The organism is Rhodococcus sp. AD45-ID (genome assembly GCF_003023755.1).
In the GTDB taxonomy this organism is placed as follows: Bacteria; Actinomycetota; Actinomycetes; order Mycobacteriales; family Mycobacteriaceae; genus Rhodococcus_F; species Rhodococcus_F globerula.
The window spans coordinates 330,850-357,843 of record NZ_PYHL01000002.1; the positions used below are offsets into that span (position 1 = coordinate 330,850).

General features: G+C 62.5%; 24 protein-coding genes. 13 read left to right on the forward strand and 11 right to left on the reverse strand.

The features are described from left to right. Positions 1 to 5 precede the first annotated feature (5 nt). On the forward strand, positions 6 to 2,171 hold the full coding sequence (gene helR / locus C7T36_RS17640; RefSeq protein ID WP_181317489.1) for an RNA polymerase recycling motor ATPase HelR: 2,166 nt from the start codon (positions 6 to 8) through the stop codon (positions 2,169 to 2,171). A gap of 3 nt (positions 2,172 to 2,174) precedes the next feature. Here helR and C7T36_RS17645 read toward each other — a convergent pair whose 3' ends face one another. The 9 genes from C7T36_RS17645 to C7T36_RS17685 all read right to left on the reverse strand — a co-directional run bounded on the left by C7T36_RS17645 (position 2,175) and on the right by C7T36_RS17685 (position 12,241). Then, a complete protein-coding gene (locus C7T36_RS17645) occupies positions 2,175 to 3,107 on the reverse strand; it encodes a D-isomer specific 2-hydroxyacid dehydrogenase family protein (RefSeq protein ID WP_045066942.1) in 933 nt (310 codons plus the stop codon). Positions 3,108 to 3,116: 9 nt separating this feature from the next. After that, positions 3,117 to 3,515 carry an ectoine synthase gene (locus C7T36_RS17650; RefSeq protein WP_033232898.1) on the reverse strand — a complete coding sequence of 133 codons (399 nt, stop codon included), beginning with the start codon at positions 3,513 to 3,515 and terminating at the stop codon, positions 3,117 to 3,119. 16 nt (positions 3,516 to 3,531) lie between these two features. Beyond that, positions 3,532 to 4,794 carry a diaminobutyrate--2-oxoglutarate transaminase gene (gene ectB / locus C7T36_RS17655; RefSeq protein ID WP_045066943.1) on the reverse strand — a complete coding sequence of 421 codons (1,263 nt, stop codon included), beginning with the start codon at positions 4,792 to 4,794 and terminating at the stop codon, positions 3,532 to 3,534. Positions 4,795 to 4,842: 48 nt separating this feature from the next. Beyond that, positions 4,843 to 5,358, reverse strand: coding sequence for a diaminobutyrate acetyltransferase (gene ectA, locus C7T36_RS17660; protein ID WP_033232901.1), 516 nt, complete (start codon positions 5,356 to 5,358; stop codon positions 4,843 to 4,845). Between the two features lie 140 nt (positions 5,359 to 5,498). Beyond that, complete coding sequence (locus tag C7T36_RS17665) at positions 5,499 to 7,598, reverse strand: RecQ family ATP-dependent DNA helicase (protein WP_045067889.1); 2,100 nt, start codon at positions 7,596 to 7,598, stop codon at positions 5,499 to 5,501. 39 nt (positions 7,599 to 7,637) lie between these two features. After that, entirely contained in the window at positions 7,638 to 8,114 is a 477-nt protein-coding gene (locus C7T36_RS17670; RefSeq protein WP_052683488.1) for a GyrI-like domain-containing protein, read from the reverse strand. Positions 8,115 to 8,117: 3 nt separating this feature from the next. Further along, entirely contained in the window at positions 8,118 to 8,984 is an 867-nt protein-coding gene (locus tag C7T36_RS17675) for a ribokinase (RefSeq protein WP_045066944.1), read from the reverse strand. Next, positions 8,981 to 10,426, reverse strand: coding sequence for an MFS transporter (locus C7T36_RS17680; RefSeq protein ID WP_045066946.1), 1,446 nt, complete (start codon positions 10,424 to 10,426; stop codon positions 8,981 to 8,983). Before C7T36_RS17680 ends, C7T36_RS17675 begins: the two co-directional genes overlap by 4 nt. 252 nt (positions 10,427 to 10,678) lie before the next feature. Next, entirely contained in the window at positions 10,679 to 12,241 is a 1,563-nt protein-coding gene (locus C7T36_RS17685; RefSeq protein ID WP_045066948.1) for an ABC transporter substrate-binding protein, read from the reverse strand. A gap of 215 nt (positions 12,242 to 12,456) precedes the next feature. Between C7T36_RS17685 and C7T36_RS17690 the strand changes: the two genes are divergently transcribed. After that, on the forward strand, positions 12,457 to 13,998 hold the full coding sequence (locus tag C7T36_RS17690; RefSeq protein ID WP_045066950.1) for an acyl-CoA synthetase: 1,542 nt from the start codon (positions 12,457 to 12,459) through the stop codon (positions 13,996 to 13,998). A gap of 14 nt (positions 13,999 to 14,012) precedes the next feature. On the opposite strand, the gene C7T36_RS17695 is transcribed toward C7T36_RS17690, so the two are convergent. Beyond that, on the reverse strand, positions 14,013 to 15,116 hold the full coding sequence (locus C7T36_RS17695; RefSeq protein WP_045066952.1) for an NADH:flavin oxidoreductase/NADH oxidase: 1,104 nt from the start codon (positions 15,114 to 15,116) through the stop codon (positions 14,013 to 14,015). A 123-nt stretch (positions 15,117 to 15,239) separates the two neighbouring features. On the opposite strand from C7T36_RS17695, the gene C7T36_RS17700 reads away from it, so the two are divergent. The 11 genes from C7T36_RS17700 to holA all read left to right on the forward strand — a co-directional run bounded on the left by C7T36_RS17700 (position 15,240) and on the right by holA (position 26,605). Then, the gene (locus C7T36_RS17700) at positions 15,240 to 16,505 is read left to right on the forward strand and encodes a glutamate-5-semialdehyde dehydrogenase (protein ID WP_045066954.1); all 1,266 of its coding nucleotides are present in this window, start codon (positions 15,240 to 15,242) and stop codon (positions 16,503 to 16,505) included. Positions 16,506 to 16,546: 41 nt separating this feature from the next. After that, positions 16,547 to 17,428, forward strand: a complete 882-nt coding sequence (locus C7T36_RS17705; protein WP_033232924.1) for a MoxR family ATPase — start codon at positions 16,547 to 16,549, stop codon at positions 17,426 to 17,428. 9 nt (positions 17,429 to 17,437) lie between these two features. Beyond that, entirely contained in the window at positions 17,438 to 18,895 is a 1,458-nt protein-coding gene (locus C7T36_RS17710) for a VWA domain-containing protein (protein WP_033232925.1), read from the forward strand. 20 nt (positions 18,896 to 18,915) lie between these two features. Next, on the forward strand, positions 18,916 to 19,617 hold the full coding sequence (gene nadD, locus C7T36_RS17715; protein WP_072782446.1) for a nicotinate-nucleotide adenylyltransferase: 702 nt from the start codon (positions 18,916 to 18,918) through the stop codon (positions 19,615 to 19,617). Between the two features lie 36 nt (positions 19,618 to 19,653). Next, positions 19,654 to 20,100 carry a ribosome silencing factor gene (rsfS, locus tag C7T36_RS17720; RefSeq protein WP_033232927.1) on the forward strand — a complete coding sequence of 149 codons (447 nt, stop codon included), beginning with the start codon at positions 19,654 to 19,656 and terminating at the stop codon, positions 20,098 to 20,100. Further along, on the forward strand, positions 20,097 to 20,771 hold the full coding sequence (locus C7T36_RS17725) for a histidine phosphatase family protein (protein ID WP_045066957.1): 675 nt from the start codon (positions 20,097 to 20,099) through the stop codon (positions 20,769 to 20,771). The genes rsfS and C7T36_RS17725 overlap by 4 nt, the downstream gene beginning before the upstream one ends. Continuing rightward, positions 20,758 to 21,525, forward strand: coding sequence for a diglucosylglycerate octanoyltransferase (octT, locus tag C7T36_RS17730; protein ID WP_045066959.1), 768 nt, complete (start codon positions 20,758 to 20,760; stop codon positions 21,523 to 21,525). The genes C7T36_RS17725 and octT overlap by 14 nt, the downstream gene beginning before the upstream one ends. Before the next feature lie 4 nt (positions 21,526 to 21,529). Continuing rightward, positions 21,530 to 22,366: a DegV family protein gene (locus C7T36_RS17735; protein WP_033232933.1), complete on the forward strand. Its 837-nt coding sequence runs from the start codon at positions 21,530 to 21,532 to the stop codon at positions 22,364 to 22,366. An 86-nt stretch (positions 22,367 to 22,452) separates the two neighbouring features. Further along, positions 22,453 to 23,277 (forward strand): ComEA family DNA-binding protein, encoded by an 825-nt coding sequence (locus C7T36_RS17740; protein WP_045066962.1) that lies wholly within the window; start codon positions 22,453 to 22,455, stop codon positions 23,275 to 23,277. Continuing rightward, entirely contained in the window at positions 23,274 to 25,634 is a 2,361-nt protein-coding gene (locus C7T36_RS17745; RefSeq protein ID WP_045066964.1) for a ComEC/Rec2 family competence protein, read from the forward strand. Before C7T36_RS17740 ends, C7T36_RS17745 begins: the two co-directional genes overlap by 4 nt. Next, a complete protein-coding gene (holA, locus tag C7T36_RS17750; RefSeq protein WP_033232939.1) occupies positions 25,631 to 26,605 on the forward strand; it encodes a DNA polymerase III subunit delta in 975 nt (324 codons plus the stop codon). The genes C7T36_RS17745 and holA overlap by 4 nt, the downstream gene beginning before the upstream one ends. A 124-nt stretch (positions 26,606 to 26,729) precedes the next feature. On the opposite strand, the gene rpsT is transcribed toward holA, so the two are convergent. Beyond that, positions 26,730 to 26,990, reverse strand: coding sequence for a 30S ribosomal protein S20 (rpsT, locus tag C7T36_RS17755; protein ID WP_033232941.1), 261 nt, complete (start codon positions 26,988 to 26,990; stop codon positions 26,730 to 26,732). Positions 26,991 to 26,994 lie beyond the last annotated feature (4 nt).

Here is a 26,994-nt window from a genome sequence, read left to right on the forward strand (position 1 = left end):
GGCACGTGCCAACCCAGGGGTACGAAGACGAATTGAGCGCCGAGCAGGCTTACGTGGAGGGGCTTTACGCGCGGCTCGATGCCGAGCGTGCGCGAGTGAAGGGGAGGTACACCACAGCATTGCGGGGAGACGGCGGAAACCTCTTGCAACGCGACGACGAGGTGCGCGCCCTTGCCGCCGAGGCAAAGCGGCTCGATGTGGCAGACAACGGGCTGTGTTTCGGACGGCTGGACAGTCTCGATGGTGAGCACAGTTACATCGGTCGCATCGGCCTTCTGGACGCGGACAACGAGTACGAACCTGTGCTGCTCGATTGGCGGGCGCCGGCATCACGTCCGTTCTACGTCGCCACCGCTGCTCACCCGGAAAACATGCGTCGACGCCGCCAGTTCCACACGCGCGGACGTCGTGTGGTCGATTTCACCGACGAGGTGCTCGGCCGGCCGGGTGGTACCGAGCGGGGCGACGCGGCGTTGCTCGCGGCGGTCAACGCACCGCGCGGCAACGGAATGCGCGACATCGTGGCAACGATTCAGGCGGAGCAGGACGACATCGTCCGGCTCGATCACCCCGGGGTACTGGTGATCGAGGGTGGACCGGGAACCGGGAAGACCGTGGTAGCGCTGCACCGCGTCGCGTATCTCCTGTACACCCAGCGGGCGCGGATGGAACGTCACGGCGTACTGGTGGTCGGGCCCAACCCGGCATTCCTCACCCACATCGGCCGGGTACTACCGTCGCTGGGCGAATCCGACGTGGTGTTCATGACGACGGGTGATCTGGTGCCCGGTCGCAGTGTCACGGCTGAGGACCTTCCGGAGGCTGCCCGAATCAAGGGTTCCCTGAAGTTCCTGGACGTGCTCGCGGCTGCTGTTGCCGACCGGCAACAACTGCCCACGGAACCGGTGGTGATCGAACTCGCGGACGCTACGGTGCGGATCGACGCCGAGACTGCGCAGTGGGCCAGAGAAGAGGCACGCGCCAGTGGTCACGCGCACAACGACGCCCGGGCGGTGTTCACCGAGGTACTCACGTGGGCGCTCACCGAGCGCGCGATATCCCGGATCGGCCGGGGCTGGCTGAGCCGGTCGGATCGCGACGCGTGGGAACAACTGCGGGAGGACCTGATCGAGGAGCTCACGGAACATGCCGGGTTCATCGCCGCGCTTGACGAACTGTGGCCGATCCTGACGCCGGAAACGCTTCTTGCAGAGCTATATACGTCTACCACGCGACTGCAGGCGGCGGGCGGCGACGACGTGCTGCTGCGCGCGCAGGGTGACGCGTGGACGGTTTCGGATGTGCCGTTGCTCGACGAATTGGTCGACCTGTTGGGCCGGGACAAACCCGTCGATCAGGCCGCCCAGCACGAACGCAAGGAGGAAGCCGCCTATGCCGCCGGCGTGCTGGACATGATGATCAGCCGCGAGGACCTCATGGACGACGAGGACCATCTGCTGGCTCAGGACATGCTGTACGCCGAGGATCTGGCCGATCGCTTTGTCGAGCTCGATACCCGCGACCTCGCCGAACGTGCTGCCGCTGACCGGGATTGGACGTACCGGCACGTCGTGGTGGACGAGGCCCAGGAACTATCCGAAATGGACTGGCGGGTGTTGATGCGTCGCTGCCCCGATCGATCCTTCACCGTGGTGGGCGATCTTGCTCAACGACGGTCTGCCGCCGGCGCGACCACGTGGAGCGCGATGATGGAACCGTACGTGCCTGGCCGTTGGGTCTACCGATCACTGTCGGTGAACTACCGCACTCCCGCCGAGATCATGAGCGTCGCTGCGGCCCTGCTCGCGGAGTTTGCGCCGTCGGTCTTGCCGCCGGAGTCGGTCAGGTCGTGTGGCGTCGCCCCGTGGTCGAAGCGAGTCGACTCCGGTGAACTCGACTCTGCCATAGCGGAATTCGTACGCGATGAAGCCGGTCGCGAGGGCACAAGCATTGTCATCGGTCCACACGGTGTGCCGGGCACAGTGCCGGCGTCGGAGACGAAGGGCTTGGAGTTCGACGCCGTTCTGGTGGTGGAACCGGAACGGATCCTGGCCGAGGGTTCCCGAGGTGCAGCCGAACTGTATGTAGCCCTCACCCGTGCCACCCAACGCCTCGGCGTCCTACATCATGGCCCGTTGCCGGTAGCCCTGGCCGGACTTGACGAAGCCTGAGGATCAGTAGCCCGCGATTGGATCGACCAGTGCTGCGAGGGTCTCTCCGTTCGCAAACCGCGTCACGTTCTTGGACACGTGATCGGCGAACGCGGCCGGCCGCACTCCGGGGGGATTGGAATCGTGGGGAGTGATGATGGCGTTGGTCAGATCCCACAGCGGGTGGCCGTCGGGTAGCGGTTCGGGATCGGTGACGTCGAGTCCGGCGCCGCCGATCCGTTCCGTCGCGATTGCGTCCACCAGCGCATCGGTGTCCACAAGGGAACCGCGGGCGACGTTGATCACCCAGGAGTGTGGCTTCATCGCGGCGAGTTGCGTCGCTCCGATGAGATGGCGGGTTTCGGGCGTTGCCGGGGCCGCGATCACGAAGTGATCTGCGCGAGAAAAGATTTCGTTCATACGCATTGCCGGGTAGGTCGACACGGCGCCGGGCACGGGGCTGCCGCTGCGATTGACTGCGATGCTGTCCGCCCCCTGTGCGGCCAGCATCGGGATCAACGCACGGCCGATCCCACCGGCGCCGATAATGGCCACGGTGGAACCCCGCAGTGTGCCGACCTTCGGGAAGAACTCGAACTGACGCCACGTCTTTGCCTCGATGTGGGCCGGCAGATGTTTGACTCCGGCCAGCAGCAACATCAGGGCGTGCTCTGCCACCGACGACGAGAACGCGCCCGCAGCAGACGTCCACGTGATGTAGGTGTCCTTCGGAATCACCCCGGCCTCGAACCAGTCCTCGATCCCGGCCGAGGGGAGCTGCACCCACCGGATCGACGGCGGCAAATCCCTCGGAAACGAATCCGGTGATCCGGCCCAGATCAGGGCGTCGGCCGACTCGAGCGGACTGATCAAACCGCCACCCCGAAGCACAGCACTGTCGAGCAGTGCATCGGGGGACGGGCCGATCGCTACACGTGGTGAGGTGTCAGTCGTCATGGTTTGACGCTACGCGGGCACCTCGACGAGTGGGTAGATTCCGTTCTCGTCATGTACCTCACGCCCGGTGACCGGCGGATTGAACACACACAGCATCCGCATTTCCGTGTCAGGTTCGACGCGGTGACGCTCGTGCCCGTTGAGCAGGTACATCGATCCGGGTGCGAGGTCGTACTCGGTGTTGTTGTCGAGGTCGATCAGCTTTCCGGTGCCTTCGACGAGCCAGACGGCCTCGACGTGGTTGGCGTAGTGGAAGGTGTTGACCGATCCTGCCTTGATGGTGGTCTCGTGGAACGAGAATCCGACGCGGTCGCCACCCAGGACGATGCGCTTGCTGCGCCAGTTGCCGTCCTCGCTGGTGATGTCACGATCGGTGTCGGTGATCTCGGTGGTGGTGCGCACGATCATGGGGGAGTTCCTTTCTCTAGCTGCATACCTTGACGGTCGCTTCGGCCAGAATGGAGAGGCCGTGTTCGATCTCGTCGTCGGTAATCGTCAGCGCGGGAAGCAATTTCACTACCTGGTCGGACGGGCCGGAGGTTTCCGCCAGCAATCCCTCGTCGAATGCCAGTTGGCAGACCTTGCCGGCCCGCTCGGGCTGCTCGAAGACGAGGCCCTGAACCAGGCCCCGGCCGCGGGTCGAGACTTCACCGGGGAACTGATCGGCGAGATTGGCGAAGCACTCGCTGATACGCGCGCCCTTCTTCAGGGTGCTCTTGGTGAGTGCGTCGTCCGACCAGTAGTGATCGAGTGCAACCTTCGACGTCACGAATGCCGGGTTGTTGCCGCGGAACGTTCCGTTGTGCTCGCCCGGGCCCCACACGTCGAGTTCGCGTTTGAACAGGGTGAGTGCCATCGGCATGCCGTAGCCGCCGATCGACTTCGAGAGTGTGACGATATCCGGAACGATGCCGGCCTCTTCGAAGGAGAAGAACGGACCTGTACGGCCACAACCCATTTGGACATCGTCGACGATCAGGAGGATTTCGCGATCGGAGCACAGTGTTGCGAGCGCCCGAAGCCACTCGGGGCGAGCGACATTCACGCCGCCTTCGCCCTGGACCGTCTCGACGATGACTGCGGCGGGACGGTTGATTCCGCTACCCGAATCGTCGAGGACGCGGGAGAACCACTGGAAGTCCTCGGTGACGCCGTCGAAGTAGTTGTCGAACGGCATCGGTGTCGAGTGCACGAGTGGTATGCCCGCGCCGGCGCGCTTCATCGAGTTGCCGGTGACGGACAACGCACCAAGAGTCATGCCGTGGAAAGCGTTGGTGAAGTTGATAATTGCTTCGCGGCCGGTCACCTTACGAGCCAGTTTCAGCGCGGATTCGACGGCATTGGTGCCGGTCGGGCCGGGGAACTGGACTTTGTAGTCCAGGCCGCGGGGTTCCAAGATGTTGCGCTGGAAAGTCTCGAGGAAGTCGCGTTTGGCAACGGTGGACATATCAAGTCCGTGGGTAATTCCGTCGCTGAGAATGTAGTCCACGAGTGCGGATTTCATGACCGGGTTGTTGTGCCCGTAGTTGAGTGCGCCGGCGCCGGCGAAGAAATCCAGGTAGTCGCGGCCGTTCTCGTCACGAATCCAGGATCCGGATGCGCTGGTAAATACTGCGGGCCAATCACGGCAATAGCTGCGAACCTCGGATTCGAGGGTTTCGAAAATGCTTGCTTCGACGGTATTCATATCTTCTTTGTTCCTCCGGGGCAGGTTGTTTACCAACGCGGAAACGCGCTAGTTGCCGATTCGGTACAGATCTTCGGCTTCGTGTCCATCGGGAAAGTTGTTGGGCGAGAACAGGCTCTGCCTACTGATCGGCACATCGCGCCGTCGGGCAAGCGCAGTGAAGAGTGCGATCGAAGCCTCGTTGTCGGGGCTGATCGTCGTCTCCATAGTTGTAACGCCGAGTGGTGCAGTGCGATCCATCAATGCGCCGAGCATGCGGCCGGCAATCGCCTTGCCGCGCTGGTCTTCGTCGACAGCCACCTGCCACACGAACAGGGTTTCCTGCTCGCTGGGGCGGGTGTAGCCGGAAACAAATCCGACCACACGTCCGTCTACTTCCGCAACGATGGACGTTGCACTGAAATCCCTGCACCACAACAGGTATGCATAACTCGAATTGAGGTCGAGCACTCGTGAATCACGTGCGATCTGCCAGAGCCGGACTCCGTCATCGATCTGTGGGCTTCGTAACAACACCGCGTCCGGCGCGGTGGTCGGGATAGCTCTCGTATCAACTGGCTTCATCGGTCATCTGAACGTAACAAGCATCGACACAGAAGTCATGCAGATGTCCGTTTAGGGCCGTGTGGAAGCGGGTACGGCCCAGGTGAGGCCATGTATGTGACGGTCCTCACATTGTGTAACTTTTGGTGTTGTCCGAGCGACTATTTGGGGCTCGCGAGCGCCAGTGGGAGTACCGAATGTGCGCCCGCTTGACGCAATGCGCGGGCTGCCATCGTGAAAGTCCAACCGGTGTCGGCCGTGGCGTCGACCAGGAGCACTGGCCCGCTGTGGGCACTCATATCCGGGACATCCCAGGCGTCAACCAATCCGGCTACGCGGTAGGCGGAGTTTGCCGCTGAGACGGGCGGGTGTTCTGGGCGTAGCGACAGCACACCCAGATCTGTGAGTCGACCCACCTGAGCCAACTTTGCTGCGAGGCTGCTGACAAGCAGTGGGTGAGTGTGGGATTCGAGCGCCATCACACCGGTGGGTCGCTCGGCCCAATCCCAGGCCGCCAGCACGCTGATGCAGGCGCTGACCACGGCGTCCGGCACTTCGGCGTCGGGGCCGTCCAGCAATGCGCGCAGGCGCTGGCCCCAGCCCAGGTCCGACAGGCGTCCGAGGATGCGTCCGGATTCGGGCCCGTCCTTGATCTTTCCCGACAAGTTGACTCCGAGCTTGCTCAGCCCGGTCGGCCACATCTTGCGAGGTTCGAGGTCGAAACCGGGCCGCTGCAGGCGCGCCCGAGTCTCGTCGAGCGCTGCGCTGTCGACGGAAGTGTCGTACCGCTGACCGGTGCAGTTGTCGCAGCGTCCACACTGCGAGTTGTCCGGCGTGAGTCCGGGATCGTCGAGTTGTTCACGGAGAAAAGTCATTCGACAGGTGGTGATGCTCTGGTACTCGACCATGGCGGCCTGCTCGCTCAGGCGAGCTTCGTCGAGACGGCCGTAGCGTTCGGCGTCGTAGACCCACGGTTCGCCGGTGCTGATCCAGCCGCCCTTGACACGTTTGACGGCTCCGTCGACGTCGAGCACTTTGAGCACCATCTCCAGGCGCGTGCGATTCAGTTCGACGAGGGGTTCCAATGCCGGTGTCGATGTTGCCTTTTCGGTGTCCAGGTGCTCGATCACACTGCGTACCAGGTGTTCGCGAGGGAAGGCAACTGACGCGAAGTAGCTCCAGATCTGCTTGTCTTCGGCGCCGGGAAGCAGGATGACGTCGGCGCGATCGGTCGAACGACCGGCGCGGCCGACCTGCTGGTAGTACGAGATCGGCGACGACGGAGCGCCGAGATGGATCACGAAACCGAGATCCGGCTTGTCGAAACCCATTCCGAGTGCAGACGTTGCAACCAGAGCTTTGACGCGGTTGCCCAGCAAGTCCTGTTCCAGGGATTCGCGCTCGGTGGGGTCGGTCTGTCCGGTGTAGGCGGCGACGGTATGCCCACGCTCGGACAGCAGACTTGCCAGATCTCGGGCAGCTGAGACGGTGAGGGTGTAGATAATGCCGGAACCCGGCAAGGTGTCGAGCATCTGCGCAAGCCAGGCTGCGCGCGCTGTTGCCTCGGGAATGTGCACGACGGACAGGTGCAGCGATTCTCGCTCGAGTCCGCCGCGCAGGATCAGTGTTTCCTCGCCGCCCACACCCAGTTGTGCCGAGACGTCGGCCACTACCCGGTCATTGGCCGTAGCCGTTGTCGCGAGGACGGGAATGCCGTCGCCGAGTTCGGCGATCAAGGTGCGGATGCGCCGGTAGTCCGGACGGAAGTCGTGACCCCAGTCGGACACACAGTGCGCTTCGTCCACCACAACGAGGCCCGCATCAGCTGCCAATGACGGCAGCACCTGATCGCGGAAGTCGGGGTTGTTGAGACGCTCGGGGCTGACCAGTAGAACGTCGAGATCGTTGGCCGCCACCCGCGCGTGGATGTCGTCCCACTCGGTGACGTTGCCGGAGTTGATGGTGGCGGCTCGAACACCCGCTCGCTCGGCCGAGGCAACCTGGTTGCGCATCAGGGCCAACAGTGGCGAGACGATGACAGTCGGGCCGTGACCGGACGCACGTAGCAACTTCGCGGAGATGAAGTAGACCGCGGACTTACCCCAGCCGGTGCGCTGCACCACCAGCGCGCGCTTGCGCTGCACCACCAGAGCCTCGATAGCCGTCCACTGGTCCTCGCGCAGGCGGGCGTCTGGCCCGGCGAGTTCACGGAGCAGACGCTCGGCTTCATCGCGCAGTACGGGGGCAGTGGTGGCGGTCATGTCCTCCATGGTGCAGGACGCCACCGACAGGTGGGCGTTTCAGACCTTCTCGATCGGCTGCTGAAGTTCGGTTACCCAGCCGTCGACGTCACCCGTGAACGCCAAGGTCACCTCGCGGCTGGGCCCGGCCGCGCGGTATCCGCCCTGCTTGATCCAGTGGTCAAGTGCCTGGTAGGCGGGTAGGCAGTTGTCCATCGACCCGGTGTGCAGGAGCGTCGCCATCTGGGGTTCGGCAGGCAGATCGGTCACGGTGAAGTCATATTCGTCACTGAGGTCCGTTTCTACTGGCAAAGCGGCGTGGACGACGGTCTTCGCCCCGTCATCGGCATCTTCGTAGTATGCGATCGCAGGGCCTGTCGGAACCAGACCGGCGCGTCCTAATCCGGCGCTGAGCTGGTCGTAGAGTCCTTGGACAACCGGGCCGATCGACGACGGGTCCATGGCTTCGGCGGTGCCGGTCAACTCCGCCACCCGGACGGTGGGCACGGACTTCACGGAAACTTCGTAGTCGGTCATCTTTCAGCCTCGTTTCGGTAAGTGACGCTCGATGGAGGATCGGGTCGGCGATGACACCGCTGCGCCGTTCACAGTAGTTGCGAGAGCGCCTGCGATGGCGGCAAAGTGTAGAGCGCGATCGCTGTCGAGTACCCATTCCACCGCGAAGGCACCGGTGAAGGCGTCACCCGCGCCGGTGGTGTCTACGGGCGTCACAGTCGGGGAATCCGCGTGAACGGTCGTGTCGCGCTCGCGCAGATCGGCACCACCCGCGCCCAGTGTTGTGACGAGGTACGGAACTCGATCGGTGACCGAGCCGAGCTGGGTCGATTCGGTGTGATTCACGATCAGGATGTCCACCGAGCCGATCAGCTCTTCCGGAAGGTCCTGCACCGGTGAGGGATTGAGGATGACGACGGTGCCGTTGCGCCGGGCGTGTCGCGCCGCGGCGGTAACAGTGGCAAGGGGAATTTCGAGCTGGCACAGCAGGATATCCGCGCCAGCGATGGCACCGAGGTCGTGTTCGGTCAACTCGGTGACGGAAGCATTTGCGCCGGCAACCACGATGATGCTGTTTTCGGCGTCAGCGTCGACGGTAATTGCGGCAACTCCACTGGCACCGTTCACGCTACGCAGCAGTGAGGTATCCACCCCGGCGTCGGCGAGTGTGCTGCGCAATTGGGTAGCAAAACCGTCGTCGCCGACTGCGCCGACGAACGTGACGTCACCGCCTGCCTTTGCTGCCGCGATCGCTTGATTACTGCCTTTGCCACCTGGCGTAGTGGCAAAGGCAGTGCCGAGCAGGGTTTCGCCGGGGGCAGGAAATCGGGGGACCGAGGTGGTCAGGTCCATGTTGATGCTGCCGACGACAATAATGCGGGGCTTGCTCATACCTCCAGGTTATCGGCGGCAGCAGTTTTCTTCCGTCGAACCCTGCGGATGATCCGCCTGGCCTCTTCGTCGGTGGACACCGCCGGTGGTGAGCCTTCGAGTGGCTTGCGCGCTGTTTCCGGAATCATCAGCACCGCGATGCCGCCGATGACTGCAGCGATCATCATGTACATCGGCGCGACAAGATTGCTACCGGTCGAACTCTCGAGTGCCGTCAAGACCAGGGGAGTGGTGCCGCCGAAGATCGACACGGCAAGGTTGTATCCGATTGCCAAGCCGCCGTATCGGATTCCGGTCGGGAACAGTGCGGGAAGGACCGAGGGGAACACTCCGACAAACAGGAGAAGCAGTCCGCCGAGAATGGCGAGTCCGAGGAAAACGGTGACGTAGTTGCCCACTCCGATCAGCAGGTACGCGGGCAGCGACAACACGAAGAATCCGATGAAACCGCTGAGCAGCAACGGCTTACGTCCCACTCGATCGGAGAATTTGCCGACGTAGCTGATGCCGACCATCATGACGAGCATGACCACGATCATGAGAACCAGTCCGTGGGATTCGTCGTAGCCGAGGGTATTTGTCAGATAGGTCGGCATGTAGCTGAGCAGGCCGTAGTGAGCGATGTTGTAGGTCGCGACGAGCACGATGCACAGAACAAGTGGTCGCCAGTTCTCGACCAGCGTTTCGCGCAGTTTCTTCCCCGTGGATTCGTCGGCGAGAGAACGTTCTTCGGCCTGCTCCATCTGCTGGAACGCGGGTGTCTCTTCCAGTCGAAGGCGCAGGTAGAGGCCGATCAGGCCAAGGGGTCCGGCAAGGAGAAACGGTATGCGCCAGCCCCATTGGAGGAGCTCTTCCGGGCTGACCACTGTCTGGATGATCGTCACGATGCCGGCTGCTGCAACATAACCGGCCAGGGTGCCGAATTCCAGGAAGCTGGAGAAGAAACCGCGACGCTTGTCCGGGGCGTACTCGGCGACAAACGTACTGGCACCACCGTATTCGCCGCCCGTGGAAAACCCCTGCAGTAGGCGAAGGAGCACGAGCAGTATCGGTGCCGCCATGCCGATGGACTCGTAACTCGGTACGAGACCGATGGCAAAGGTGCTGCCGGCCATCAGAATTATGGTGGTGGCCAGGACTTTCTTGCGGCCGATGCGGTCACCTAGTGGCCCGAAGAACAGGCCACCCAATGGCCGGACGATGAAGGCAGCAGCGAAGATCGCGAAGGTCGACAGCAATTGCGCACTGCCACTGGCCTCTGGGAAGAATACTTTGCCGATAGTGGTGGCCAGATAGGCGTAGACGCCGAAATCGAACCACTCCATGGCATTTCCGAGCATGGTCGCTTTGACTGCCCGTTTCACCGATGCGTCGTCGGTGACGGTGACATCAGGTGATTCGGCCACTTCGAGAGCGCTGATCGAGTTCTCTGGTGTTGTCATGACATGCGCTCCCCAGCGCAATCATCGAACCGAGCGGGGCACGTACCTGATGCACGCATCTTTGTCTTGCCCACTCGCCGATGAGCCGGTTGGGAACATGATGTCCGCGGGCCCTGTGGCTCGATGCGACCCCCGTCGCTCGGCTCTGGCTCGCGGCAGTGTCCGAAGCCCTGGTGGGCTCCGGACGTCCGGCAAGTAAGACATTCACGCTATCAAAAGATAACGCAGAAAACGATTCTCGGGTGTGAAGTGCTATTTCACCATCCACAGCTCCTCAGGCAAGGTTGACCCGACCGTGTACATCTCAACGCCTTGCACATTCTTTCCTGACACGACGGTCGGTGCTGAACGTGTATACCACACACCGGGATTGAGCTCGATCAGTCGTTGCTGCGCGATCTCGTACGCAGCTGTGCGTGCCTCGACAGTTGTTGCGGTGCGGCCTTCGTCTAGTGCTGTGTCTAGTTGTCGATCGTTGATACCCGTGTAGTTTCCTCGAGATGTGGAGTGAAAGGTGTTCCATAGCGACGAATCCGGATCTTGAATCGTGGACGACAGAATAATCATGTCGAATTCGTGAGCGGCGATCCGTGGGACTCCAGCGGCGAAGTCGATTATTTCGACCTTCGCGTCGACGTTGTCGAAGGTACTCAACTGGGCTTGCAGCGCCTCTGCAACAGCTTTGTTCTCGGGTGTGGAGTATGCGAGGAAGGTGAAGGAAAGGGGTTTCCCTGCTGCGGCTAGCTCGTCGAAAAGTTCTTGCGCAGTGGCTTTATCGGATTGTGGTAGAGCATTCGGTGTATAGAAGGGAGAGCCTTCGGTGAATAACGTCTCCGGGATCTTCCCCTTGCCGTTGTACACGGCGGTGTTCATCGCATCCAAATCTACCGCGAGGGTAACGGCACGGCGAGCACGTTCGTCGTCGAATGGTGCACGCCGCATATTCATTCCGATGAATTGTCCTCCGCCGGTCGGAACGGTTTCGGTGGGGAAACCGGCGTCCTGTGCGTCGGCGATGCTCGACCAGCTGGCTTCCATCGCGATATCGGCGCCTCCGGTCTTGATCGAGTTGATCCGTTGGGTGGTGTCCGTGACAGTTCGCAAGGTGATCTGATCCAAGTACGGCTTCGGCGCATCCCAATAGCCCGGGTTCTTCTTCAGTTCCATTGCGCTCTGTCGTTGCCAGCTGACCAACTCGAATGGTCCGGCGCCGATCGGTGCGTCGTTGAATGCTGCCTGGCCCTTCGCTAGAGCAGTCGGCGACGCTATCCAATTCATGGCGCTCGCGACCAGAGAATGGGCGAAATGCGGGTTTGGTGCCACCATCGTTACTTCGAGCGTGGCGGGGTTCACCACCTTCGAGGCGGCTACCTGCGAAGCTTGAGGGAGCGACGGCGATGCAGTTGCCGGTTCGCGGAGTCGATCCCAGTTGAACTTGACCGCCTCGGCGTCGAGTGGTGTGCCGTCGGTGAACATCAGTCCGGGCCGAAGTATCAGTGTGAAAGTTGATCCTCCGTCATTGGTTTCGAACGCTTCGGCCATGGTGTATTCGATGTCGAGAGTCTCGGAATTGTTGATCATCAACGTTCCGTACAGGGCGTTCCCCACCAGTCCGTTTGCCATCCACACGTTGATCATCGCGGCAGGATCGAGTGAACGTGGCTCACCGCCCTGAATGGCCGCCAGTGTGCCACCGGCAACAGGATCACCCACTGCGTCGGGGGAGCTGTTTGTGTTGGCGGTAGTGCTTCCGCATGCGCTGACCAGGAGTGACGCGGACAAAGCTGCGATCAGAACATGTTTGTATCGGATCATGTGGACCTCTCAGTCGATGTCGAAACTGTGATGCCAGCAGCGAGGGCGCGGTGAACCCTCTTCGCCGGATTCTCGGGAAGGTTACTTCGAAATGCAAGAATATTATTCTTTTTTGTGGAAATATCATTTTGGATCAGTTTTCGCGGCGTGCTCGCACGAGATAGGTCCATCGATATCGACGAAAGGACAAGGTGCAGATGCCCCCTGTTTTGCAAATGACTCCACGATTCCACGCGATCGAAACGCCGGAAGCTGCCGCGATCGTGATGGGATCGAGCGGTGAGGTCGTGACGTATCAGCAGTTGGAGGATCGGTCCATCCGATTCGCGCGTGCCCTGCGTGATCGTGGACTTCACTCGGGTGACCACGTCGCAATACTCATGGAGAACAACCGATCGTTCCTCGAAATTGCCTGGGCTGCACAGCGATCAGGGCTGTACTACACCGCAATAAACCGACATCTGCGTCCGGACGAGGTGCAGTACGTACTGGACGACTGTGGTGCGGTCGCCCTCGTGGCAAGCGAATCGATGGCCGACGTCGTGCGCGATCTGAACCTCACCCGGATTCGGGCAAAAATCTCGGGCGCGGGTGATCTCATGGGATTCGAACGCTATGACGACATACTTGCGCGCACGTCGGCGGAGCCTCTGGAAGACGAGCGCGAGGGGCGAGAGATGCTGTACTCGTCCGGCACGACCGGTCGACCGAAGGGTATTCGTAAGCCTCTGTCGGGCGCGGTATTCGGGGACCCGTCGTCGGCGCCGGTCCAGATCGCGAAAGGCATGCTCGAGCACAGTTCGAGTGGGAAGGTCGTGTACCTCTCGCCGGCGCCGCTCTATCACGGCTCGCCGTTGGTCTTCTCGATGTCCTGGCAACGCGCAGGTGCAACTGTCGTGGTGATGGAAACATTCGATCCCCGTCGCGCCCTGCAACTGATCGAGCAGTACCGGGTCACCGACGCCCAATTCGTACCGACCATGTTCGTGCGCATGCTGCGCTTACCGGCGCAGGACCGAACTTCGCACGATCTCTCGAGTCTGCGAAACGTTGTGCACTCAGCTGCGCCGTGTCCGATTGCAGTGAAGCGGCAGATGCTCGACTGGTGGGGGCCAATCATCAATGAGTACTACTCGGGCACAGAAGATGTCGGTGCTACGACGATCACTGCGGAAGAGTGGCTGCGGTATCCGGGTTCAGTCGGGCGACCGATGCAGCCGTGCCACATTGCCGGTGAAAACGGTGACGAACTGCCGGTAGGGGAGGCGGGCGTTGTCTTCTTCGAAGGTGGTCGACCTTTCGAGTATCACAACGATGCCGAAAAGACGGCGTCGGTAGAAAATGCCGCTGGGTGGAGGACGCTCGGCGACATGGGATACCTCAACGAGGAGGGATATCTGTTTCTCACCGACCGTCAGGCGCACATGATCATTTCGGGTGGCGTGAACATTTACCCTCAGGAAACCGAGAACATCCTCGCCGGACACCCGTCCGTCGCTGACGTAGCCGTGATCGGAGTGCCCGACGACGAGATGGGTGAGGCGGTCAAAGCGGTTGTGCAACTGATCGATCCCACGCTTGCGAACGACCTGCTCGAATCGGAACTGATGGCGTATTGCCGCCGAGAATTGGCCACCTACAAGTGTCCACGCAGCATTGATTTTGTCGACGCATTACCTCGGGACCCGAACGGCAAGTTGTACAAGCGTCGGTTGCGGGAACACTACTGGGATGGACGCGACAGTCTGATCGTCTAGGTGCGGGGTCGAATCTAGTAGGCGCGGGCGTACTGCGACGGAACTCGCGGTCCTACTTCGGCATTCAGCTCACGTGCGGCGCGCCGTGCCCAGTAGGGATCACGCAGGAGTTCGCGTCCCAACAGCACGGCCACCGCACTGCCGTCCTCGACGATCTTCTCTGCCTGCTCGGGTTCGGTGATCAGTCCGACTGCCGCTGCGGGAACCAGGGATTCGTTCTGGATCCGGCGGGCGAAGGGAACCTGGTAGCCGGGCTCGACCGGGATCTGTACACCCGGCGAATTACCGCCAGTGGACACGTCGACGAGGTCGACGCCGTAGTCGGTGAGGATGTTGGCAAGTGACACAGTCTGATCCGCAGTCCAACTGCCGACCTCTAGCCCACGCTCCTCGCTGACCCAGTCCGTGGCTGACACACGGACGAACAGGGGCAACTCGGCGGGCCACACTTCTCGAACCGCCGTGAGGATTTCGAGGAGGAAGCGGATGCGGTTCTCGAAACTGCCGCCGTAGTGATCCGTTCGCTTGTTACTGAGCGGGGAGAGGAACTGGTGGATCAGGTATCCGTGCGCCGCGTGAATTTCGACGACCTTGAACTCCGCCTGAAGCGCGCGGGTGGCTGCCGCCGCGAAGTCGGCGACGATGCCGGCAATCGCATCTGTTGTCAGTTCCGCGGGCGTTAGGTAATCACCGAATGCCACGGCGCTCGGGGCGACGGTCGTCCAGGACAGGCGGTCTTCCTGGTCGAGCGATCTACCGCCACGCCACGGAACCTTCGTCGACGCCTTGCGGCCGGCGTGCGCCAGCTGAATTCCGGGCACCGCTCCGAAGTACGCGAGCTGCGCGTTGATCTCGGCAAACGCGCGAGCCTGCCGCTCGTTCCAGATACCGAGATCGGCGGGGCTGATTCGTCCTTCCGGGCTCACAGCGGTCGCCTCGGTGAGGATCAGGCCGACACCACCGATAGCTCGGCTCGCCAGATGCGTTCGATGCCATTCGTTGGGCACTCCCACCTGATCGCCGATGACATCAGCGGAGTACTGGCACATCGGTGCCATCCACACGCGGTTGGGAATGGTGACGCCGCGCAAGGTGAGAGGTTCGAACAGCACGCTCACGGAGTAACTCCTGACTCGGGGAAGGGGAGGATCACCCGAAGGTGGTCGATCCCGTGCAACAGCGGTAACAGTCCGAATCATTCCCGAAAGGAACGCGTCGGAGCCAATGGCTAATGTGTATTCATGACTGCTGTAACTTCCACCGGCTCGGACACTCGCGACGTAGTGCACGAGGCTGCCCGCCGGGCGCGTAAGGCTTCGCGGGTCCTGGCGTTGCTGACCACAGCACAGAAGGACCGCGCGCTCCACGCCGCGGCCGACGCGGTTCTTGCCGCAAGTGATCAGATCCTGGCGGCAAATGCCGTCGATATCGACACCGCGAAAGCTGCGGGTACCGAGGAATCGCTGCTTGATCGATTGCGTCTGACAGCGGATCGCATCGAAGGCATCGCTTCGGGTCTGCGTCAGGTTGCCGGACTACCCGACCCCATCGGTGAAGTGCTCCGCGGCTCCACACTGCCCAACGGCCTGGAACTGCGTCAGCAGCGCGTCCCGCTCGGTGTTGTCGGCATGGTGTACGAAGCCCGCCCCAACGTCACGGTCGACGCGTTCGGTCTGACCCTCAAGTCGGGAAATGCTGCACTGCTTCGCGGTTCGTCGTCGGCAGTCAAATCCAACGAAGCTCTTGTGGTCGCTCTTCGCGCATCGTTGGCTGCGCAGCAGCTCCCCGAAGACGCCGTTCAACTTCTGCCGAGCGCAGACCGGTCCACGGTGACGCATCTGATTCAGGCCCGTGGTCTCGTGGACGTTGTCATCCCGCGCGGCGGCGCCGGCCTGATCAGTGCCGTCGTTCGTGACGCCACTGTCCCCACCATCGAGACCGGTGTCGGAAACTGCCACGTCTACGTACACTCGGCTGCCGATCTGGTGATGGCCGAGAAGATTGTGCTCAACTCCAAGACCCGTCGGCCAAGCGTGTGCAACACCGCCGAGACGATCCTGGTCGACAAAGCCATTGCCGACACCGCGGTGCCCGCACTGCTTCAGGCGCTGCAGATGCATGACGTTGTTGTTCACGGCGATCTGCCCGGCCTCGTTCCGGCCACCGAGGACGACTGGTCGAACGAGTACCTCACCCTCGACGTCGCACTCAAGGTTGTTGCCGACCTGGACGAGGCAGTCGAGCACATCGACACGTACGGCACCGGCCACACCGAGGCAATCGTGACGTCGGATCTCTCGGCTGCCCGCGAGTTCACCGCGCGCGTCGACGCAGCAGCCGTCATGGTCAACGCATCAACTGCCTTCACCGACGGCGAGCAGTTCGGATTCGGAGCCGAGATCGGCATCTCGACGCAAAAACTTCACGCACGCGGCCCCATGGGGTTGCCGGAACTGACGTCCACCAAGTGGATCGTCTGGGGCGACGGACACACCCGACCCGCCTGATCGTTCACCTGGACTTGCCCCACCCTTTTTAGGAGTTAACCGTGGACCGAGCTCTTCCCGATACAACACCGTTCTTCTCGAGCGTCGACGACGTGATCGAGCGTTTGGCCGAGACGGGTTACCTGTCCGACAAGGGCACTGCAACGGCAGTGTTTCTCGCCGACCGACTGGGCAAACCCCTGCTCATCGAGGGACCGGCCGGTGTCGGTAAGACCGAGTTGGCGCGTGCGGTAGCCCAGACGACAGGCGCCGAGCTGGTGCGCCTGCAGTGCTACGAAGGCGTCGACGAGGCTCGTGCGCTGTACGAGTGGAACCACGCGAAGCAGATCCTGCGCATCCAGTCCGGCTCGGACCACAGCTGGGATTCCACCAAGGCCGATGTGTTCTCGGAGGAATTCCTTCTCGCGCGCCCGTTGCTCAAAGCGATTCGCCGCGAAGACCCGACAGTCCTGTTGATCGACGAGACCGACAAGGCCGACGTCGAGATCGAGGGACTGCTGCTCGAAGTTCTCAGCGACTTCGCGGTCACCATCCCGGAACTCGGAACCATTACCGCAACACGTAAGCCGTTCACGGTGCTGACATCCAACGCGACGCGTGAGCTGTCCGAGGCACTCAAGCGTCGTTGCCTGTTCCTGCATCTCGATTTCCCGGATGCAGACCTCGAACGTCGCATTCTTGCCAGCCGTGTCCCCGAACTGCCCGAAGCCATTGCCGAGCAGTTGGTCAACACCATCCGGGTTCTGCGCGGCATGCAGCTCAAGAAGGTTCCCTCGGTGTCCGAGACCATCGACTGGGGACGCACGCTCCTCGCCCTTGGCATGGACACACTCGACGACGACGCCGTACGCGCAACACTCGGCGTCATCCTCAAGCACCAGTCCGATCAGGTGCGAGCCACCGCCGAACTTCGGCTGAACTGAGGTCTGGTCATGGCACTCGGAGGTACGTCACCGATCAAGCCGGGTGGACTGGCGGCGCCATACGGTCTGCCAGGTCACCTCGTCGATTTTGTCGAGGCCCTTCGCCGACGCGGCATCATGGTCGGCCCCTCCGAGACCGTCGACGCCGGCCAGGTCATGTCGGTCCTCGATCTTCTCGATCGTGAAGCGCTCCGCGAAGGGCTGGCCTGCTCGCTGCTGCGCCGGCCCACCCATCGCGCGACCTTCGACGCCGTTTTCGACCTGTGGTTCCCGCGGGCGATCGGCGATCGAGCGGTGGGCGACGTCGACGTCAGCCTGCCTCGTAAGCCTGACGGCAGCCTCGATCTGCAGGCGCTGCGGGAGCTGATCGCCGAACTGCTGACCGACGGCAGCGACGAGGCCATGGAGCTGACCGAGCTTCTCACTGCCGCGATGGTCGAAGAGCTGGGGCAGTACCAGTCGAGCAACGGACCGTCGTTCTCCGCATACCAGGCCTTGCGGGATGTCGCTCCCGAAACACTGCTCAACAAGATCCTCGAAGGACTACTCGGTAATCAGCAGGGCGGTAGTGAGGGCAAGGACAACTCCGACTATCAATCGGAGGTTGCCAAGCGGACAGCGGCCCAGCGCATCGCGGACTTCCGCAAGATGGTCGAGAAGGAAACGCGTCGACGTACCGCCGAGAATCTCGGCAAGGAACGCGTTGCCACCTACGGTGTTCCGAAGCTGGCCGAAGAAGTCGACTTCCTACGCGCGTCCGACGCGGAACTCACGACGCTCAAGAAGAACGTGACTCCGCTGGCACGGTTGCTCGCCAGCAGACTTGCCGTTCGTCGCAGTCGCAGCCGAGCCGGTTCCATCGACTTGCGGCGAACCTTGCGTAAATCGATGTCGACGGGCGGGGTGCCGATCGATCTGGTGCAGCGCAAACCCAAACGCGCGCGTCCCGAACTTGTCGTGATGTGCGACGTGTCCGGTTCGGTAGCCGGGTTCAGCCACTTCACCTTGCTGTTGGTCAACGCTCTGCGAGAGCAGTTCTCCCGCGTACGCGTATTTGCGTTCATCGACACCACCGACGAGGTCACCCGGTACTTCGATTCGAATGCCGACCTCGGATCCGCGATGTCACGGATGGTTCGTGAAGCGGAGCTGATCACGTACGACGGTCACTCCGACTACGGCCACGCCTTCGGGGTATTCCAGGAGAAGTTCGCACAGAGCATCACCAGTCGCACATCACTGCTGGTACTGGGCGACGGTCGCAACAACTACCGCGACCCCAACCTGCAATCACTCGCACAGATGGTTGCAGTGGCCAAGCACGCACACTGGCTCAATCCCGAGCCCAAGGGGCAGTGGGGGTCGGGCGACTCGGCTGCCAAGGTGTACAACGAGGTCATCAGCATGCACGAGTGCCGCTCCGCCCAGCAGCTGGCCGACGTGGTGTCCGGCTTGCTCCCGGTGTGAGACACGTAAGCTCGGCAGCTGTGCAGAAGGGACAATCGGTGGAACGTGCTCGACGCCTCGGCGTGATGGGCGGCACTTTCGACCCCATTCACCACGGTCACCTCGTCGCAGCGAGTGAGGTCGCCGACAGGTTCGGACTCGACGAAGTGATCTTCGTCCCCACCGGCCGACCGTGGCAGAAGGAGGCTCGAGGCGTCAGCCCGGCAGAGGACAGGTACCTCATGACGGTCATCGCCACCGCCTCCAACCCGCGGTTTTCCGTTTCCCGGGTCGATGTCGACCGTGAAAAAGTGACGTACACCGTGGACACACTTCGCGACCTGCGGGCTTATCATCCGGACGCGGAACTGTTCTTCATCACCGGTGCCGATGCGCTGGCCAGCATCCTTTCCTGGCAAGATTGGGAAGAGTTGTTCGCATTGGCAAAATTTGTCGGAGTATCGCGACCGGGTTTCGATCTCAACACCGAGCACCTGGCCGCTCACCTCGACACGATGCCCGCCGATGCGGTGACGTTGATCGAGATCCCGGCTCTTGCCATTTCGTCGACCGAATGTCGGCGTCGAGCAAGCGAAGACCGTCCCGTCTGGTACCTCGTACCGGATGGAGTGGTGCAGTACATCTCGAAGCGGAACCTGTATCGACCTGTCGACGCGGAGCGCCGTGACGGTGCGACAACCATGTCGGAACCGGCGCCTGGCAAGACGGCCGATTCGAACTAGAAGCAATACCGAGAAGACGAAACTGGAGAACATCGAGTGAGCGCAACAACCGAAGCCATCGACATGGCACGCATCGCGGCCCTGGCAGCCGACGAGAAGCTGGCCACTGAAGTGGTGGTGCTCGATGTGTCCGAGCAATTGGTCATCACGGACTGCTTTGTCATCGCATCCGCCGCTACCGAGCGTCAGGTGAACTCGATCGTCGAGAACATCGAAGATCGCCTCCGCGAGGCCGGCCACAAGCCGATCCGTCGTGAAGGCACCCGCGAGGGTCGTTGGGCACTTCTCGACTACGCCGAGATCGTTGTTCACGTGCAGCACGACGAGGAGCGCAATTTCTACGCTCTCGATCGTCTGTGGAAGGACTGCCCGGCAGTCGAGGTCGAAGGACTCGGCCTGAACATCCCGGGACCGGCTGACGCACACACCGTGTTCGACACCGACACGGTTGCCGAGCCGGACGCGCAGGAACCTTCACTGTGACCTCCTCGGCGCCGGGAGCGGCGTCGAATCCTGTGCGGCGGCTGATTCTGCTCCGCCACGGGCAGACCGTGTACAACGCCGATTCTCGGATGCAGGGGCAACTCGACACCGACTTGTCGGAGTTGGGGCGCACGCAAGCGAAGAGTGCCGGTCCGGTGATCGCCGACCGTGCGCCGCTGACCATCGTGTCCTCGGACCTCAAGCGCGCGTACTTCACGGCAGTCGCTGTCGGTGATGCGGCTGGGCTTCCGGTCCTCACCGACACGCGTCTGCGTGAGACGCACCTCGGCGACTGGCAGGGATTGACCCACAGCGACGTCGACGAGCAGACACCTGGGCTCCGGGCGTCGTGGCGAGCTGACGCGACATTGGCCCCGCCTGGCGGTGAAAGCCGCATCGATGTTGCGAAGCGCAGTGTGCCGGTGGTGACGGAACTTCTGGCGGCACTTCCCGACTGGGCCGAGAGGCCGGTTGTCCTGGTGGCACACGGCGGCTTGATCGCGGCGTTGACCGCTGCACTGCTCGACTTGCCGATCGACCGCTGGGCGATTCTGGGCGGTCTCGGAAATACGAGTTGGGTTCAGCTCAGCGGACACGGAGATCCGGCTTCCATCGAATGGCGACTCGACGTATGGAATGCTTCTGCGAGTGTCGCAAATGACGTCCTCTGAGAGTGCCGACGGGCAGCGCCCCGTCCTTCTGGTTATTGCCGATTCGCTGTCGTATTTCGGCCCCAAAGGCGGACTGGCCGCCGACCATCCGCGGATCTGGCCCAACCTCGTCGCCGAGGAGTTGGGGTGGGACGTCGAGCTTGTCGCGCGCATCGGCTGGACGTGTCGCGACGCGTGGTGGGCGCTGACCCAGGACCCGCGAGTGTGGGCTGCCGTCCCGCGCGCCGGGGCTGTTGTGTTTGCCGTCGGCGGTATGGATTCTCTGCCGTCACCGCTGCCCACCGCGTTGCGTGAAACCATCCGTTACGTGCGGCCACCGGCCCTACGACGCGTGGTCCGCGAGGGATACCAGTGGCTTCAACCGCGCCTGGCACCACTCGGCCGCCCCGTGGCGCTGCCACCGAAGCTGAGCGTCGAATACCTCGAGAGCTCACGAAACGCGTTGGAATACATGCGTCCCGAACTGCCGATGATCGCGACGTTGCCGTCCGTGCATCGCAGTGACGCGTACGCGAGTGTCCATGCCGGTCGTCCGGCCGCAGTATCTGCGATCACCGAATGGGCAACAGCCAAAGAGGTACCCATCGTGGATCTTGCCGAGGCGGTACGCGAAAACGTGTTCTCCGACAATGGCAACCCGGACGGAATTCACTGGGGTTGGGACGGACACATCGGTGTCGCCCGGGCCATGACTGCCGCAATTCGCGCCGCCGAAGCTCAGCGTGCGCCCACGTCCGCGAGTGAGGTCGGGTAGCGAAGTGTCAGTTGTCGTCGTCACGGATTCGTCTGCCTGCGTCCCACACGAATCTTCCGAAGCGTGTGGGCTTCAAATCGTTCCGTTGCACATCCTTCGTGACAGCACTGATTTCCTCGAAGGCGTCGACACCATTCCCGACGACCTGTCCGGGCTCTCGACGGCTGGTGCCTCACCGGCAGAGCTGACCGAGGCCTACGGGCGCGCACTGGACCTGAGCCAGGGCGACGGTGTTGTCGCAGTCCACATCTCGCGGCAACTTTCGAGCACCTGGGACGCCGGCAGGCAGGCGGCCGAGGAATTCGGCGGGAAGGTACGCATCGTCGATTCAGCTTCCACCGGTATGGGTTTGGGGTTCCCGGCCTTGGAAGCGGCACGATTCGCAGCGACCGGATCTCCGCTCGACCTCGTGTACGACCGCGCCGTCGACGTAGCCGAACGCGGGCGCGCCTTCATCTTCGTCGACAAGCTCGACCAATTGCGTCGTGGTGGCCGGATCAGTACCGCGGCAGCGTTGTTGGGTACCGCACTGGCGATGAAACCGCTGCTGCACCTGGTGGACGGCAAACTGGTCTTGAAAGAAAAAACTCGCACCAGCACCAAAGCGCTCGCGAGATTGGTTGATGCGGCAGTGGAGCGAGCGGGGCGCAGCCGCGTGGCCATCGCCGTCCATCACATGAAAGCTCGGGAACGAGCCGAGGGCATCGCCGCACAACTGTCCGAGCGAATCCCGAATGTCGCCGAAACCGTGGTCACCGATTTCAGCGCAGTCCTGGGCGTGCACGTCGGTGTGGGTGCGATCGGTGTCGTGGTGTGCCCACTTCCGGAAGATGTGCCCTGACCAGTCGGTTATCCACAGACTGCCAGTTATCCCCAACACGATTTCTCTCGCTGCACAGATCAGTGGCCGCTCGCTAGCGTCGCCTCATGCGGATCAATCAAGAGCGGGAGAGGGTGCGTGATCGACTTTCCGCGATGAGCGGCGACGTCGCCCGTCCGGCAGTGCCCGAGTGGCTTCTGGATGTCGACGAAGAAGACGGATCTGAGGAGGATGCTCGGTTTGCCGCGGTGCCCGAACGTTGGCGTGGTATGCGATGGAGTCCGCACCGGCGCGGTGCAATTGTGTTGGTTTTCATTGCGCTTGCCGCCGCAGGACTCGGTGTTTTTGCACTGTGGTGGGATTCGCCGACAATCCAGGCGGTGCCGGCACTGCCTGCAGCTGTGGGAATTCCGGTCGCGACATCGAATCAGGCTCAGCCGTCAGCGCTCGCCGATGACTCTGGTCCGGCATCGGTGGTTGTCAGTGTTGTCGGGCTGGTGCACAACCCCGGATTGGTGACACTGCCCGATACCTCACGGATCGCTGATGCACTGAGCGCGGCCGGTGGGGTGCTCGACAACGCTGACACTCTCAGCTTGAACTTGGCACAGAAACTGTCCGACGGCGATCAAGTAGTTGTTGGTGCGGTGGGTGATTCGCCGGATCAGCAGATCAGTTCGACCACAGCTGGCGGGGGATCGGCTACCCCGAGTGCATCCGCTCCCTCGGGTGCAAATGGCGCACCGATCAATCTGAATACTGCGACGGAAGCCGAACTCGACGCGCTTCCCGGAGTCGGACCCGTCACGGCCAGTGCGATCCTCGCGTGGCGTACGTCCAACGGAAAGTTCACGGATGTAGAGCAATTGGGTGAGGTGGACGGCATAGGTCCGGCGCGGCTCGACAAGCTGCGAGCTCTGGTCACAGTGTGAACGGGGATGCAGAGCAGCGGGTTCTCGACGCTAGGCTTGTGCCCGCTGCGTTGGCGGTGTGGGGAGCAACTGCCGCGGGCATCGTGTTCGGGTCCGGACTTGCGTGGTGCGTCGCGGTGGCTTCGGGCATTGCCTGCGCCGGCCTGGCTGTTTGCGTGTGGCGGTGGGGATCTACGGGCTGGATTCCGGTCCTATTGGTGGCCTGCGTATTCGGCGGTGCATTCAGCGCTGTGACTGCGTGGCGGATGGCAGATGTCGAAGCGCATCCATTGGCGCGCGCGGCGGCATCCGGAGGGTGGGTGACCGCGGAGGTGAACCCCACCGAGGACCCACGGGCGACGGCGTCGTCGATGGGTCCCGGTCAGGTGTATTTCCGGGCATCGGTGCGATCGGTGATCGTGGGTAATCAGCACTACGACGCCGGCGGCGCCGTGACAGTACGCGCGCCGAGCGGACTGTGGCCGGAAACGCTTCCCGGACACGCGCTTACGATTCGGGGAAAGGTAAGCGTTCCATCGCGCTCGGATCTGACGTTGGCAGTGATCACCACCGAAGGCGGGCCGCTCGAGATCGGCGGCGCACCGTGGTATCAGCGGTGGGCCGGCGTCGTGCGGTCTCGATTTGCGGAGGTATGTGCTCAGGCGCTGGCTCCCGATGCGGCGGGCCTGCTGCCTGGTTTGGTCGTGGGGGACACCTCTGCCTTGTCTCCGGTAGTCAAGGACAACTTCACGGCGGCCGGTCTTTCTCATCTCACCGCCGTGTCCGGTGCAAACATCAGCATTCTCCTGGGCGCTGTGTTACTGCTGGTGCGGGCTGCCGCACTCGATCCGCGGATCGGGGCGGCACTTGCAGCTGTGACGATCCTGGCGTTCGTGATTGTGGCGCGGCCGTCGCCGAGTGTGCTTCGCGCCGCGGTGATGGGCACGATCGGATTGTTGAGTTTGGTGACGGGACGACGCAAACAGGCACTGCCCGCGTTGGGCGCGGCCGTCATCGTGTTGGTGATCGTGATGCCGGAACTGGCCGTCGACTGGGGATTTGTGTTGTCGACCACGGCAACCGGGGCCTTAGTGATCCTTGCGCCCGTGTGGGTCGACGCACTTCGGCTGCGCGGATGGCCGCGGTGGCTGGCAGAGATGACGGCAGTGTCGAGTGCCGCGTTTGCTGTCACCGCGCCGGTAGTGGCCGCGATGGCAGGCACGCTCAGTGTCGTGTCGATAGCCGCAAACCTGTTGGTGGCACCGGTGATCGGAGTTCTCACGGTATTGGGAGCGCTGATGGCGCTGCTCGCCTTGGTCAGTGTGCCCGCGGCCGCACTTCTGGCTTTGGCTGTGCGGCCGCCGATGTGGTGGCTGCTCTCCGTCGCAGACCGGGCTGCCTCGGTGCCAGGGGCAAACCTCACCGTGCCGTCGGGATTGCTCGGGGCACTTGTAGTCCTGGGGCTGGTGCTTGTCTCGATACTCCTGCTGTGGAATCGCATCTCGCGGTGGATACTCGGCGCAGTGCTGACGGGACTGGTGCTGGCACTGGCGTTTCACCACGTCTTCTCCGGTGGGCGGCTGGCGCCGGGATGGGCCATGGTGATGTGCGATGTGGGGCAGGGCGACGGACTGGTGTTGGCCACGGGGGATGGCCGGGTAATCGTGATCGACGTCGGGCCCGATCCGACGTCGATGGACCGTTGCCTGAACATGCTCGGGGTCGACGATATTGCGCTCGTTCTGATCAGTCACTTTCATGCCGATCACATCGCCGGGCTCGACGCCGTGCTTGCCGGTCGTTCGGTGTCGGCTGTGGGTGTCGGCCCGATGTTGTTGCCGGAATCAGGTTTTCGCGATGTGGATGCGGCCGCACGAGCCCATGGAGTTCCGCTGGTCGGTCTGCGCGCCGGGTCCACGTTTGTTCTCGGGACGGTGCAGTTCGACGTTCTCGGTCCCGTATTGCCGGTACCCCGTGATGTCGTGGACGCGGACGCGTCGGCCAACGATCAGTCCCTGGTGCTGATGGCGCACACGAGTGCGGGCCGCATACTGTTGACCGGCGACTCGGAAACCGCGGGTGAAGCGTCGATCATGCGTAGCGGAATCGACGTGCGGGCAGATGTCCTGAAACTGCCGCATCACGGCTCACGAACTACATCGAAAGCATTTCTCGAGGCGGTTCGCCCCCGGCTGACCTTGGTGAGCGCCGGCGCCGGCAACACCTTCGGGCATCCGCATCCGCAGGTGTCGAGCGAGCTGGAATCGTTGGGCGGCGTCGTGGCACGTACCGATCAAGGTGGCACGCTCGCGGTGTACGGAAGCGTCGACGGGTCCGTGTCCGTGGTGTCGGTACCTCGTGGGACGATCTTCGGGTGAGTACTCCGGCTGGCCTCGACCCGTTGCACCTCGTTCTCGGAGACGACGAATTCCTGATCGAACGGGCAGTGTCGACGTTGATCAAGGCCGTTCGTGGTGATCGTGGGCAGGGAATCTCGGATCTGCCCATCACCCGGATGCGTGCCGGCGATGCCAATGCGCCAGAACTTGCCGAACTGCTCAGTCCGTCGCTGTTCGCGGAAGATCGTGTGATCGTTCTGGAAGCGGCAGCGGAGGCCGGCAAGGACGCCGTTGCACTGGTACTCGACGCAGCCCGCGAACCGTCCGAAGGTGTTGTGCTGATTGTTCTGCACTCCGGTGGTGGACGCGCAAAAGCACTGGCGCCCGCGCTGGAGAAGTTGGGCGCCGTAGTTCATCAGTGCGCCAAACTCAACAAATCTCAGTTGACCGATTTTGTTCGGGCCGAGTTTTCGTCCGCAGATGTCAAGGTTTCGCCCGCTGTCATCGGGGCAATGATCGAAAGCGTCGGCTCGAACCTGCGTGAGTTGGCATCGGCGTGTTCCCAGTTGGCTGCAGATACCGGCGGGAAGATCGACGTCGATGCTGTCCATCAGTACTACTCCGGCAGGGCCGAGGTGTCGGGGTTCGACGTCGCGGACAAAGTAATCGTCGGCGATACCCGGGGCGCGCTCGAAGCACTTCGCTGGGCTGACCAGATCGGAACCCCGCACGTTCTTCTGGCCGACGCCCTCGCCGACGCGGTGCATACCGTCGCGAAGGTCGGCCCGTATGCCCGGGGCGGTGATCCGTTCCGATTGGCGTCGGAGCTCGGGATGCCGCCGTGGAAGGTCAAGAAGGCAATCAAGGAAGTGAAGGGCTGGGACCCGGCGTCGATCGGCGCAGCGATGCAGATTGTTGCCGCGCTCAACGCCGATGTGAAGGGTGCGGCCGTCGACTCGTCCTATGCGCTGGAATCAGCGGTGCGTAAGGTCTGTGCGCTGCGTAAGTAAGACGCGCTCGGCACGCCGTATTATTCGAACGCATTATTTGAACGCACAATAGCCGCTCTGGTCGAGTAGACCGGAGCGGCTATTGAAACACCACTGATGACGGCGAACCGTCAACGAGGATGTGTCAGATCTTGTTTGCAGCCTGCGCGAGTGCAGACTTCTTGTTTGCAGCCTGGTTGGCGTGGATAACGCCCTTGCTGGCTGCCTTGTCGAGCTTGCGGCTGGTGGCGACGAGGAGCTCGTTGGCCTTGTCCTTGTCACCGGCTGCCGCAGCCTCGCGGAATGAACGAATCGCGGTACGCAGCGAGGACTTCACCGACTGGTTACGGAGTCGGGCCGCCTCGTTGGTACGGATTCGCTTCACCTGGGACTTGATGTTGGCCACGCGT

Excerpts from the sequence above, each read along its gene's own strand:
- C7T36_RS17690 (WP_045066950.1), top strand. The coding sequence starts at position 12,457 with ATGACTCCACGATTCCACGCGATCGAAACGCCGGAAGCTGCCGCGATC.
- C7T36_RS17710 (WP_033232925.1), top strand. The coding sequence starts at position 17,438 with ATGGCACTCGGAGGTACGTCACCGATCAAGCCGGGTGGACTGGCGGCG.
- octT (WP_045066959.1), top strand. The coding sequence starts at position 20,758 with ATGACGTCCTCTGAGAGTGCCGACGGGCAGCGCCCCGTCCTTCTGGTT.
- C7T36_RS17700 (WP_045066954.1), top strand. The coding sequence starts at position 15,240 with ATGACTGCTGTAACTTCCACCGGCTCGGACACTCGCGACGTAGTGCAC.
- C7T36_RS17740 (WP_045066962.1), top strand. The coding sequence starts at position 22,453 with ATGCGGATCAATCAAGAGCGGGAGAGGGTGCGTGATCGACTTTCCGCG.
- C7T36_RS17670 (WP_052683488.1), bottom strand. The coding sequence starts at position 8,114 with ATGACCGACTACGAAGTTTCCGTGAAGTCCGTGCCCACCGTCCGGGTG.
- C7T36_RS17680 (WP_045066946.1), bottom strand. The coding sequence starts at position 10,426 with ATGACAACACCAGAGAACTCGATCAGCGCTCTCGAAGTGGCCGAATCA.
- ectA (WP_033232901.1), bottom strand. The coding sequence starts at position 5,358 with ATGAAGCCAGTTGATACGAGAGCTATCCCGACCACCGCGCCGGACGCG.
- C7T36_RS17675 (WP_045066944.1), bottom strand. The coding sequence starts at position 8,984 with ATGAGCAAGCCCCGCATTATTGTCGTCGGCAGCATCAACATGGACCTG.
- ectB (WP_045066943.1), bottom strand. The coding sequence starts at position 4,794 with ATGAATACCGTCGAAGCAAGCATTTTCGAAACCCTCGAATCCGAGGTT.
- C7T36_RS17685 (WP_045066948.1), bottom strand. The coding sequence starts at position 12,241 with ATGATCCGATACAAACATGTTCTGATCGCAGCTTTGTCCGCGTCACTC.
- C7T36_RS17665 (WP_045067889.1), bottom strand. The coding sequence starts at position 7,598 with ATGACCGCCACCACTGCCCCCGTACTGCGCGATGAAGCCGAGCGTCTG.
- C7T36_RS17650 (WP_033232898.1), bottom strand. The coding sequence starts at position 3,515 with ATGATCGTGCGCACCACCACCGAGATCACCGACACCGATCGTGACATC.
- C7T36_RS17645 (WP_045066942.1), bottom strand. The coding sequence starts at position 3,107 with ATGACGACTGACACCTCACCACGTGTAGCGATCGGCCCGTCCCCCGAT.